We start from the raw sequence: 11643 nt of genomic DNA, 5'->3' as shown, positions 1-11643 counted from the left end.
CGGCGGCAGGGGGTGTCCGCCGCCCGGCCGGGACTCAGTAGGACGGGTTGAGCGGGTAGACGCGGTCCACGCCGAACCACTTCTTGTAGAGGGCGTTGGCCTGCCCCGAGGTGTTGAACTCCCGCAGCCATGTGTTGACCCACTGCAGCCAGGTGGCGTCGCCCAGCGGAACACCTATGCCGTTGTACTCCAGCGGTACGACGGAGTCCTTGGTGACCTTGAGGGAGGGGTCGGTCTTGGCCTGGAAGTTGAGGAAGTTGGAGTCCTCGACCATGGCGTCGGCCTGGCCCTGCTTGACGGCGAGCACGGCGGCGGAGGAGGTGTCGTACTCCTGGATCTTCGCCTTGGGGTTGCCGGCCTTGACGGCGTCGCCGTTGGTGGATCCCTTGGTCACGGCGACCGTCTTGCCGGTGAGGTCCTTCAGAGCGGAGATGCCGCTGGACTTCTTCACCAGCATCACCTCACCCGCGACGATGTAGGGGTCGCTGAAGGCGACCTGCTTGGCGCGCTCCGCGGTGGTGGTGAAGTTGCAGACCACCGCGTCGACCTTCTTGGTCTGCAGGTTGGGAATGCGGTTCGCGGACGTGGTGTCCACGATCTTGACCTTGACGCCGAGGGCGGTGGCCATGGCGGTGGCGACGTCGACGTCGAAGCCCTGCGGCTTGTTGTTCTTGTCCATCGAGCCGAACGGCGGGAACGTCAGGCAGCTGGCGACGTTGAGGGTGCCGCGCTTGATGACGTCCTGGAGCGTCGAGGACTGCTGGTTCGCAGCCGAGGTGCCGCTGCCGGCGCTGCAGGCAGCGAGTGATGCGACAGCGGTCACACCGATACAAATCGTCATCAGAGGGCGGGTACGGTGACGAAGTCTCATCGCGTGCATTCCCTTCCGGGAGGGTTTGAGGGGGAGCCTGAGCGGCCGGAGAAGGGGGTGATCGCCATCGATCGGCAGTTACGTTCTGCTATGCAAAATCACGTTTCGCATAACGTTGGGGGAGAAGCTAGCCCGGTGCCCCACGGTCGTCAACGGTCGATTTCAATATGTGACATTCCGTTTTGCTATGCAGTTCGGTAAGGTGCCGTCGGGTCCCCCGCACGGGACCGGCTGGGGCCGCACGCCCTCGCACCGCATCCTGCGCAGGAGGAACCCGCGTGGCTTCGCTCGACAGCGCGAATCAGACCCCTGACGGCCCCGGGGCTCGTCGCAACGCGTCATCGTCCCTGCGACGTGCGCTGAGCATCCTGATGTACCTGGCCGAGGACGACGGCCATCCGCACGGCACCTCACTCACCGACCTCGCCACCGGGCTCCAGATGAGCAAGAGCACCGTGCTGCGGCTCGTCGGCCCGCTGCGCGAAGAGCGACTGGTGGATCAGGATCCGGAGAGCGGCCACTATCGGCTCGGGCCGCAGAACGCCTTGCTCGGGCAGCTCTACCTGGAGCGCCTCGACATCCGGCGCACGGCATCGCCGCTGCTGCACCAACTCGCCCAGGACGTGCGCGAAGCGGTGCACCTGGTCAGTTTTGACCCCCCTGAGATCGTCTACATCGACAAGGTCGAGAGCCCTCAGGCCGTACGCATGCACTCCCGGGTCGGCGGACGGCAGCCCGCCTACTGCACGGCCACCGGGAAGGCGTTCCTCGCGCACGCCGCGGACGACGTGCTCGACCAGGTGGTGGCGGCCGGCATGCCCGCCCGCACGCCGGCCACCATCACCTCACCCGAGCAACTGCACGCCGAACTCGCCCGCATCCGTGAGCGCGGCTACGCCGTCGACGACGTGGAGAACGAACTCGACATCCGCTGCGTGGCCGCACCCGCCTTCAACCACAGCGGCGCCGTCGTCACGGCGGTCAGCATCTCCGGCCCGGCCTCCCGGGTGACACACGACCGTCTCGCGGAGATCGGACGACAGGTCGTCGAGGCATCCCAGGCTCTCACCGGCCGCCTGGGCGGAATCGCTCCGACACCTCGGTGAACACCGGCACCTATAGCGCGTTGTGGGGTGATATGGCATGCGAAGCTTGGCCCGGCTGCCGAAGGCCCATCTCCATCTCCATCTCGAAGGCGCGATGCGCCCCGCCACGCTCGTGGAGCTGGCGGACGAGCGCGGTGAACGGATCCCGGACTCGAGCCATGGCAGGTCGTTCGAGGACTTCACGTCCTCGTATCGTGTCGCTGCGCGGCTGGTGCGTGAGGGGCCGCGGGAGAACCTTCTGCGGCTGGTGCGCGAAGTGGTCGAGGATGCCGCCGCGGACGGAGCGGTATGGATCGAGCCGCACGTCAACCCCCTGACCTACGAGACCGATCCGGACGCCGCGCTGGACCTGATGGACCTGGTGATCGACGAGGGCCGCCGTACCGCTGCCGGGCTGGGTATCGGCTTCGGCGTCCTGGTGTTCGCCCGGCGTGACGGGGACCCGGCGGAGGGCGTTGAGGCCGCCCGCCTCGCGGCCCGGCGTGCGGGAAGCGGGGTGGTCGCCTTCGGTCTGGCCGGGGACGAGGCCCGAAACGCCCCTGAGCCGTTCGCCGAGGCATTCGCCATAGCCCGGGACGCCGGGCTGATCTCCGCTCCGCACGCGGGGGAACTCGCCGGCCCGGCGAGTGTGCGAGCCGCACTCGACAGGCTCGGCGCCCGACGGGTCGCCCACGGTGTCCGGGCGGTTGAGGACCCCGATCTCCTCGTCCGCCTCGCCGCGGAGGGCGTGGTCCTCGACGTCTGCCCCACCTCCAACGTCGCCCTCGGCGTCGTGGAGTCCCTGTCCGCGCACCCTCTGCCGCTCCTGCTGGACGCCGGAGTCAGGTGCACCCTCAACGCCGACGACCCCCTCCTGTTCGGCCCGGGCCTGCTCGAGGAGTACGAGACAGCCCGTACGGTCTTCGCCCTCACCGACCCTCAACTCGCCGCCATCGCCCGCACCTCGGTCGAAGCCTCCGGCGCCCCGCACGCACTGGTGGAGGGTGCCGTCACGCTCATCGGTGAGTGGCTGGACACCCCTGGTCCACTGGCGGATCGCTTCCGCCCGGTCGTGTGACCGCCGGCGTCGCGGTCACGCCGGATCAGGTCACCGTGAACCCGTCGAACGTGGCGATGCCCCGTCCGTCGGTCCAGCCGTTGGCCGCGGTCATGAACACCCCGACGTCCTGGGTGGCGGCCGCGCCTCCCGGCGTGGCCGTGCCCACGGTCGTCCAGGTGACGCCGTCCGTGCTGGCCTGACCGGTGTACGAGGCGCCGGACCGGGTCAGCCGCAGCCGCACCGGCGCGGTGAAGGAGCCCGACAGTTCGATCGAGTCGAAACGGCCGTCACCGTCCGCGTCCCAGCTCAGCGCACAGCCGTTGGACGGTGTGATCGCCAGGTTCACATAGCCCGCGCTGCCCTGAGTGCCCAGGTCGTTGCGGACGATGAGGCCCGCCCGTGCCCAGCCTCCGGACGCGTCCTGGGACGTGACCGTGACCTGGGCCACCGTCTTGTCGCCGTACGCGCCCGCCCGGTACACCGTCCCGAACTCGTTGGTGCCGCCCCACAGGTCGGCCCCCGCGCCCTCGATGGCGATCTCGTCGCCGGCCTGGCCGAACACCGCGTCGTTGTAGGAGACCGTGCGGTACGGGTCACCGACCCCGGCCGCGGCCATCAGCCGTACCGGCGCCACCGCCTTTCCGCCACCCGCGTACGCCGCCGCCGCGACGACCCGGCCGACCAGCTCCGTAGGCGCACCCGCCAGAGAGACCTCGAAGCGAGCGGCGAACGTCGCGCCGGACGCCACCGACGCCTTGCTCACCTGATCGAGCGCCTTGACTGCCATGCCCTCGGGGGCCGTGAGGGAAAGGGTCACGCCGCGTGCCGCCGTGAACCCGTTCCTGTTGGTGAAGGTGACCGTCACCGTCGCGGGCGTGTCCTCGGCCACCGCTCCCCGGTCGACACCCGCCGTGAGGGTCGCCTGGTACGGAGTGGCGGCGAGCAGGTCGCGCACGCTGCGGGCCAGGACGTACGAGGAGCCGTGGGGATCGGTCGGGTGCGTCTCGTGCGCGTGCGCCCAGCGGTCCTCCAGGGCGAACCAGTCGATCGTCGCCGGGTCCTTTCCCGTGGCGAGCGCGTTGAAGTACGTCGACCAGCGAGTGCGGTACAGGCCGCCGACCAGTCCGGACCACTCCCGGTTCGCATAGTCGTGCAGGCCCTCCTCACTGCTTGCGCGTCCGCCCCAGGTGGTGATGAGGGAGCGGACGTCGTACTCGAGGCGGTCCTTCTCGGCCCGGTCGGCGCCCCAGGATCGCGCGTCGGCGAGCCACCGCCCGAGCAGATGCGGGCCGGAGGTCGCCAGCAGGTCGTCGAGGAGGTCCATCCAGCTCAGCCAGGTCTTGGTCAGCTTGCCGAAGAGGGCCTTGTCCCCGGCGTCGTGCGCGGCCTTGATCTGCGGCAGCAGGACCCGGCTGCGGTTGGACAGGACCTGCCGGGCCACGTCGACGACGTCGTACCGGTAGGCCGAGCTGCCCCTCAACCCCGTTTGTACCGCGAGGAGTTCGGTGAGTGCGGCATCGAAGGCCGTGGTGTCGTAGCGGTCCTTCTCCGGCCCCCAGGCGGCGGCCTTGTTCGCCGTCAGGCTCGGACGGGCGCCGAACAGGCCGTCGGGTGCCTCGCTCCAGCTGTCCGCGCGGGACATGTTGTACGCGGTGTCGCGGATCGTCTGCCAGGCCGCGGCCGCGTGCCGGTCGGGGCCGCCGTAGCGGGAGAGGGCGTACGCGGCGAACCAGTCGTCGAGGTTCACGGTGCCGGGCGTCCAGGCCAGGTCGGTGAGGAGGGCGAGGGCGGGCGCGTTGTTGTCCGCCCCCTCGGGCATCGCCGCGATACCGGCGAGCGAACTGCCCTTCTTGTCACGCCACTTGGGGTACTGGTCCACCCAGTCCGGGGCGTTGGCGCCGATCGGGGTGTGGCCACCGAAGTTCCAGATGCTGCCGAAGGCGTACGGGGTGCCGCCCCAGTCGCTCTCCCGGTCCGTGACGGTGGTGTAGCGGTCCGACAGGCCGTCCACGATCAGCATCCGGCTCTTGTCGACGCCGTCGAGCAGCTCCTTGGCCGGGTTGTTCTGCCAGCCGAGGATCGCCCAGACGGCCCCCGGGTGGGCCTTCTGCAGTGCCGCCTCGACGGCCCCCGCGGCCTCACCCACCGGCACGTCACCGGCGTTGCCGCCCTCGTGCAGCAGGTCCATCTTGTACATCGTGCTCTCGCCGAACCGCTTTTTCTGGGCACGGTAGAAAGTGGCGGCCACGTCCTCGAAGGCTGTCGTGCGCGGGTCGAGCCAGTCGGGGCGTTTGAAGGCGCCCCAGGTGCCCTGCGCCACCACCGCCGCGTCGCCGCCGTGCTTGGCGGGGAAGTCGTCCGGGACGCTGCCGTAGTAGCCCGGCAGCACCGGCGTCATGCCCAGGTCACGTACCCGGTCGATGATCTTCTCGGCTAGCACGGCACGCTTCTCGATGAGCTGCCGGGAGACGGGCCCGCCGAAGCCCGACATGTTCTGCAGCAGCCACCAGGGCTGGCGGGCGGGGGCCGGGATCCAGGCGCGCATCTCGGCGTCGGTGTAGCCGAACTGACGGAACGTGTCGTAGTAGACGGCGTCGCCGCCCATGTAGACGAGGACCCGGTTGACTCCGTGCACGGCCAGCACGTCCAACTCGTACTGCCAGGCGTCCCAGTCGCGGTAGGCGCCGGTGTAGCCCTCGTTGGTGTCGTTGAAGGCGAAGCGGTGCGGCACGTTGGCCGTTCCCGTGATCGCCGTGGCGGGCGCGGGGAGGGTGCGCGGCAGGGTCACCTGCTCGCCGGTCCAGGAGACGGAGGCGTGCGCGGTCCGCCGCAGGTAGGTGTGGAGGCCTGTGAGCAGCACGGCGGGGCTGGTGCCCTCCACCGTGATGTGCCCGGCCCGGCCGGTGACCCGGAAGCGGTCGGTGGTGTCGTTGACGGCCCGCAGGGTGAGCTGCTGGTAATGGTCGGGAAGCAGACGCTTCAGCGCGGCCGCCGCGGGCGCCGTGTCGAACAGGGTGCCGTCGGCCGCGTACGCGCCCTGCGGAAGGGGCAGCATCGCGGCGCCGCCCAGCACGACGGCGCCGGTGAGGATCCGTCTGCGGGTGACCCCTGGGATGCCGAGGGGTTCTCGGTTGTCGTGCATGAACGTCCTTCCGCAGAGCTCAGTTGATCGGCGTGATCGTCAAGGCGAAGATGTGCAGGGCGGCGACGCCCTCCTGGATGCCGTCGCTGACCTTGGGCAGAACCACGGAGCGCAGCTCCTTGCCGGCCGCAAGATCGACACCGAAGGTGAACAGGCTGACGGGGTTGTCGTCCCGCCCTGAGCTGGTGTGGCGGTAGGGCAGCACCACCGCGGCGGAGGAGTTCGCGCCGTACCAGTCGGGGACGGCGACCGAGAACGCCTGCTCGGTGCCGTCGGCGTAGACGACCTTGCCGTCGCCCTTGCCCTCGCCCCAGGTGCTGGTGCCGAGGAAGGACAACCGGGAACCGGAGCCGGACAGCAGCACGGTCTGGCCGTAGGAGATGACGTTGTCCTTGCTCCCTGGCCGGGTGTCCGGCCAGGTGAAGGGCACCCCCTCGTAGGTGACCGTGGCCCCCGGAGTCAGCCCCGCCGACGCCAGCGCCTCGGCGGACAGACTGGAGTTCGAGCCGTCGATGTTCGCGACGGTGCGGGCGTCGTCCGAGGAGATCCCCGCGTTGTCGAACGCCGCGGGCAACGAGCGGTACGGCAGCAGGGCGGTGGAGGTGGCGCGGGTGCAGTCGGAGCCGTGCGGGTGGACGTCGAACAGGGCGTGCGCGGTGAACACGATCCGGCCCTCGGCGTCGTCGGCGAGCCGGGTCCGCCAGGTGCGGGTCACCGACCGTCCCGGCGCGAGGTCGCCCAAACCGTCCTGTTGGGCGGAGTCGTCCACGGCGAGGTAGAGCACGGTGCCGCGCAGCGCGATCGCGGCGGTGTTGGTGAGGGTGGCCGTCAGGGTCACGGCCTTGCCGGCCTCGAGTGCGGAGGGGGTGACGGTGAGCGAGACGGGCGGCGAGAGGAAGTCCTGCTCGGGACGGTAGGAGATCACGACGCCTCCACGGTGAAGTGGTCGAACACGGCCTGGACCGTCGTGCCGGGGTAGTTGAGGTTCACGGCGCTCGCCACCAGGCCCGCGTCCAGGGCGCCGCTCGCGGAGGGCACGGTCGCGCTCGCGATCTCGTTCCAGGAGAGGCCGTTGTTGGTACTGGTGTAAGCGGTGAAGGTGGTGCCGGAGCGGACCAGTCGCAGCCAGGCGGGATGGGCGGAAGCGCCGCCGCCGGCCCAGGTGTCGAGGTGTCCGTTGCCGTCACTGTCGGTCATGAACTCCACGCCGTACGACTGCGACATGGTGAATACGGCGTAACCGCCCTCCTCCGGCGCGGTCAGGTCGTTGGCGACGGCGATCCCGTACTTGGCGGTGGGGTTGTCGCTCCCGGTGAGGCTGACCGTCTCGACCTGCACCACGCTCGACCCGGCGGCGGAGCCGGGAAGGAGGATGCCCCCCTTCTCGTCGGTGCCGCCGGAGAAGTCGCGGCCGCCCGCCCAGATCACCAACTGGCTGCCGTACTGGCCGAACTTCGCGTCGTCGGTGGTGGCGAACGTCCGGTACGGGTCCCGCACCCCATTGGGCTCGTAGGGCACCGTGAACGTCTTCGCGGACCGCGCGCAGTCGCTGCTGTGCTGGTCGACGTCGAAGACCACGTGCGCGGTGAACGACACGTTCCCGGCCACGTCGGCGGGGATCGACGTCTCCCAGCGCCGGGTTGTCCTCGCACCGGGCCGCAGGTCGCCGAGCGGGATGGTCTTCGCCGCCGTGGTGGCTCGGGGGTTGATCAGATGGAGCACGGCGTTGAGGAGGGGGAAAGGGCAGTCGTTGGTGAGGACCGCGGTGGCGGTGACCGCGTCACCGCCCGCCGGCTCGGCCGGCTGCGTGGTGACGGTGAGGGTGGGGCCCAGGATGTCGAACCGGGTACCGTTGCTGATTCCCATGCGGCTCACCGGACCCAGTCGACGGTGAAGACGTTGGCGATGTCGCTGGGCAGGGAGGACGGGACGGTGATGTTGATCTTTCCGTCACGGCGGGTCCACCGCAGGCTGCCGCTCGTGCCGAGCAGCCGGACCCGGGACGTGGCGCTGATGGGGATGTCGCCGGGCACCGAGAGGGTGCCGGTGGGCTTGCCCAGCACGATGATGTTGAACTTGCCGGGGGAGACGGTGTAGCGGATGCCGAGCGCACTGCCCTCCTCCTCCGCCCGCACCCAGGGCGTCGACCCGTAGATCGCGGGGCCGTTGACCTTCAGCCAGGCGCCGATGTCCTTCAGTCGCTCCTGCATGATCTCGGGGATCGTGCCGTCCGGCTTGGGGCCGATGTTGAGCAGCAGGTTGCCGTTCTTGCTGACCACGTCGGCGAGCAGCTGGATCAGGAACTCGGAGGTCTTGTAGTCCTCGTCCGGCTCGTGCTTGTTGTAGCCCCAGGAGTAGCCGATGGTCATGCAGCACTCCCACTTCTGGGGATCCATCGTGGGGTTGGTGCGCTGCTCGTACGTCGCGAAGTCGAAGTGGGTGTCGAAGCGGTCGTTGATCACGACACCCTTGGGGTGCTTACGGTTCTTGGCCTGGTTGTAGTAGTGGGCCATGGGTTCTTCGCTGCGCCACGGCGGGTTGCCGGTGGGCCGGAACCACTGTCCGTCCGCCCAGAGCAGCTCCGGGTCGTAGCGGTCGACGATCTCGTACAGCTGCTTGAGCTCGTAGTCCCCGACGTAGTCCTGGACCGGCTTGTAGCCGGTCATCGGGATCTCCTCGTCGGTGTAGAAGTTGCGCATCGGCCGGCCGATCGCCGGGTTGAAGAACTCGCCGAGCGAGTAGTACAGCCCGGGCCGCACGGTGCCTCGTCTGCGGGCCGCGGTCATCAGCTCGCCGACGAGGTCACGCTTCGGTCCGTACGCCACGGAGTGACGGTTCGTCACCTTGCTCGGATACAGGGCGAATCCGTCGTGGTGCTTGCTGGTCAGCGCGAAGTACTCGGCGCCCGCCTGCTCGAACAGCTTCACCCAGGCGTCGGGATCGTACTTCTCGGCCTTGAACTGCGGGATGAGGTCGTCGTAGGTGACGTCCTCGCCGTAGGTGTCGCGGTGGTACTTCCACTCGGCGCTGTCCTTGGTGCTCTGGTACCACAGGTACCACTCGGAGGCGCTTCTCGGTGTCGCGCCGCCGATCACCGAGTAGATGCCCCAGTGCACGAAGATGCCGAACTTGGCGTCCTTGTACCAGCGCGGCACCGGGTGGGTGTCGAGGGATGCCTTGGTGGGCTGGTAGTCGGGGATGCCCGAGGCGTCGAGCGTCGCACCCTGGGTGAGGGCCTGGGCGGTGCCGGGCGGGGCGAGCAGCACCGCGCCGCCGAGGGCGGCAGCGGTGGTCATGAAGTGTCTGCGGTTGACTCGCATCAACATGCCTCTCACTCGTGGGTGGAGAAGGAGTCAAAAAGCGCGGTCGTGATCTGGCCCGGGTAGTTGAGGTTGACCGCGCTCGCGATCAGACCGGCGTCGCCGGTGCCGCTCGCGGAGGGAACGGTGGCGCCGGCGACCTGCTGCCAGGCGGTGCCGTCGGAACTGGCGTACGCGGTGTAGGCGGTGCCCGCGCGGACGATCTTCAGCCAGGCCGGGTGGTAGGAACTGCCGCCCCCGGCCCAGGTGTCGAGCTTTCCGTCGCCGTCGCTGTCGGTCATGAACTCCAGGCCGTACTGCGCGGACATGGTGAGCACCGCGTACCCGCCGGCCTCGGGCGCGGTGAGGTCGTTGGCCACGGCGATCCCCGCCTTGGCGGACGGGCCGCTGCCGGTCTGACCGACGACCCGGGCGGTCACGGTGCCGGACGGCGGCGCGGCGTCGGCGAGGTAGACCGCCGCCTTCTCGTCCTTCCAGCCGGACAGGTCCTGGCCGCCCGCCCAGATGGCGAACTGCTCGCCGTTCTGGGCGAATTGGGCCTGCTCGGTGGTCGCGGTCGTCAGATACGGCGCTCGCACCGCGGACGGAGCGGGGGTCACCGTGGCGTCCACGCTGTCGGAGTCGCGGCGGGTCCGGCCGTCCTGGACGAAGGAGGTGCGTACGCCGATCTCGTGGGTGCCCCAGGCGGCGTCGGCCGCCGGGGTCACCGTCCAGGTGACGGTGGCGCTGTCACCCGGGGCGAGGGAGCGGGTCCTCGTGCTGCCGGCCGGTTCGGCGGACCAGCCGTCGGGGAGGGCGAGGCGCGTGCTGACCTCGGTGACCATTTTGCTGCCGGTGTTGGTGACGGTCGACTTGATCTCCGTGCCGTCGCCGCCTGCCTGCAGGGTCGGCCGGTACGGGGTGAGCCGCACGCGGGCCGACGGGCAGTCGCGGCCCGCCCCGAGAGTGGTGAGGTCGACGGCGTCGGCGAAGGCCTTCATCCCGACGTCGTTGGGGTGCAGATGGTCACCGGAGTCGAACGCGGCGGCGTAGCGGGTCGGGTCGTCCGGGTCCCGTACGGCCTTGTCGAAGTCGGCGTAGTCGTCGAAGACGCCGCCGTCACGGACGAACGTGTTGACCTTCTGCCGGTCGGCCTCCTTGGTCTCGGTCCACCAGTCGCCCCAGCCGCGATACGGCACGACCGTCGCGCCGATCACGCGCAGCCCGCGTTCGTGGGCGCGGCGCACAATCTCCTTCATGCCGTCGATCACCTGATCACCGGTGGCACCGCCCCAACTGAGGTCGTTGACGCCCTCGAAGAGGACCACCGTCCGGGCACCCGGCTGCGACAGCACATCGCGCTCCAGCCGGTCCAGCGCCGACGGGTTGCCGTCCACCCCGGCCGTGATCCGGTTGCCGCTGATGCCCTCGTTCAGCACTCCGGCGGTGGCCGTACAGGCGGACAGCCGCCCCGCCAGATAGTCGGGCCAGCGCCGGTTGGCGTTCGAGGTGGAGGCCGCGCCGTCGGTGATGGAGTCACCGAGCGCCACCACGGCACCCGCCGCGTTGCCGCCCTGTACGTCGACACCGGTGAGGAACGGGAAGGTGGAGTCGGTCTTGGTGAAGGCGTCCCCGTCGGCGTCCGAGGCGTGGTCGCCGCCGCCGTCGGGTGTCCAGTAGACGGTCTGGAGGCCCATCCAGTGCTGGCTGATGTGAGTGAGCCGGCCGGGGAAGTACAGGCTGACGACCAGGTCGCTGCGGGCGGGAACGGTGAGCTGGACCTGATCGCTGGCCGCCTGCCCGCCGGCCGCGATCGTCACCCCGCTCTTCCCGCCGAACCGCAGCCTCTGCGGCTTCGTGACGGCGGATCCGCCGTCCCGGAGTCCGACGGTCGCGTGTCCGATGGTCACCGGCTCGGTGGTGAAGTCGTTGGTCAGGCGGATGCGTACGCCCGACCCGCCGGCGCTCACCCGTACCGGTATCCGAACCGTCACCTCCGAGGTGCCCGGGTCGTACGCGGCGTGCTGGGCGGTCGCCCACGTCCCCGTCCACCCCCGCGCTGTGGTCTCGGCCGCGGCCGGTGCCACCGGAAGCAGAGCTGCCACGGTGGCCGCCAACGCTGTGGCCAGCACTGCGAATCTTCGATACCCCCGCGGGTGTTCAAGCCGTCTGGACACGGTTCCTCC

Annotated in this window: 8 protein-coding genes; 2 read left to right on the top strand and 6 right to left on the bottom strand. The window is 69.8% G+C overall.

Going from position 1 to position 11643, the window contains the following annotated elements; translation table 11 throughout:
- Positions 1-34 precede the first annotated feature (34 nt).
- Positions 35-823 (bottom strand): transporter substrate-binding domain-containing protein, encoded by a 789-nt coding sequence (locus ACFYRY_RS23785; protein WP_389149007.1) that lies wholly within the window; start codon positions 821-823, stop codon positions 35-37.
- A 326-nt stretch (positions 824-1149) separates the two neighbouring features.
- Between ACFYRY_RS23785 and ACFYRY_RS23780 the strand changes: the two genes are divergently transcribed.
- Together ACFYRY_RS23780 and add are read left to right on the top strand one after the other, a co-directional pair.
- On the top strand, positions 1150-1977 hold the full coding sequence (locus tag ACFYRY_RS23780; protein ID WP_389149004.1) for an IclR family transcriptional regulator: 828 nt from the start codon (positions 1150-1152) through the stop codon (positions 1975-1977).
- Between the two features lie 37 nt (positions 1978-2014).
- Complete coding sequence (gene add / locus ACFYRY_RS23775; protein WP_389149001.1) at positions 2015-3034, top strand: adenosine deaminase; 1020 nt, start codon at positions 2015-2017, stop codon at positions 3032-3034.
- Positions 3035-3059: 25 nt separating this feature from the next.
- On the opposite strand, the gene ACFYRY_RS23770 is transcribed toward add, so the two are convergent.
- From ACFYRY_RS23770 to ACFYRY_RS23750, 5 genes are read right to left on the bottom strand one after another with little or no spacing between them, the layout of a single operon-like run.
- Complete coding sequence (locus ACFYRY_RS23770; RefSeq protein ID WP_389148998.1) at positions 3060-6158, bottom strand: alpha-N-acetylglucosaminidase TIM-barrel domain-containing protein; 3099 nt, start codon at positions 6156-6158, stop codon at positions 3060-3062.
- A 19-nt stretch (positions 6159-6177) separates the two neighbouring features.
- Positions 6178-7083 carry a beta-glucosidase gene (locus tag ACFYRY_RS23765; protein ID WP_389148995.1) on the bottom strand — a complete coding sequence of 302 codons (906 nt, stop codon included), beginning with the start codon at positions 7081-7083 and terminating at the stop codon, positions 6178-6180.
- On the bottom strand, positions 7080-8024 hold the full coding sequence (locus tag ACFYRY_RS23760) for a hypothetical protein (protein ID WP_389148992.1): 945 nt from the start codon (positions 8022-8024) through the stop codon (positions 7080-7082). The genes ACFYRY_RS23765 and ACFYRY_RS23760 overlap by 4 nt, the downstream gene beginning before the upstream one ends.
- A 5-nt stretch (positions 8025-8029) precedes the next feature.
- A complete protein-coding gene (locus tag ACFYRY_RS23755; protein ID WP_389148990.1) occupies positions 8030-9454 on the bottom strand; it encodes an alpha-L-fucosidase in 1425 nt (474 codons plus the stop codon).
- A 35-nt stretch (positions 9455-9489) separates the two neighbouring features.
- Entirely contained in the window at positions 9490-11634 is a 2145-nt protein-coding gene (locus ACFYRY_RS23750) for a GDSL-type esterase/lipase family protein (protein WP_389148987.1), read from the bottom strand.
- Between the last annotated feature and the right edge of the window lie 9 nt (positions 11635-11643).

The organism is Streptomyces sp. NPDC005263, assembly GCF_042872365.1.
In the GTDB taxonomy this organism is placed as follows: Bacteria; Actinomycetota; Actinomycetes; order Streptomycetales; family Streptomycetaceae; genus Streptomyces.
This window is presented reverse-complemented; position numbering and strand designations above follow the sequence as displayed.

Excerpts from the sequence above, each read along its gene's own strand:
- add (WP_389149001.1), top strand. The coding sequence starts at position 2,015 with ATGCGAAGCTTGGCCCGGCTGCCGAAGGCCCATCTCCATCTCCATCTC.
- ACFYRY_RS23770 (WP_389148998.1), bottom strand. The coding sequence starts at position 6,158 with ATGCACGACAACCGAGAACCCCTCGGCATCCCAGGGGTCACCCGCAGA.
- ACFYRY_RS23760 (WP_389148992.1), bottom strand. The coding sequence starts at position 8,024 with ATGGGAATCAGCAACGGTACCCGGTTCGACATCCTGGGCCCCACCCTC.
- ACFYRY_RS23755 (WP_389148990.1), bottom strand. The coding sequence starts at position 9,454 with ATGACCACCGCTGCCGCCCTCGGCGGCGCGGTGCTGCTCGCCCCGCCC.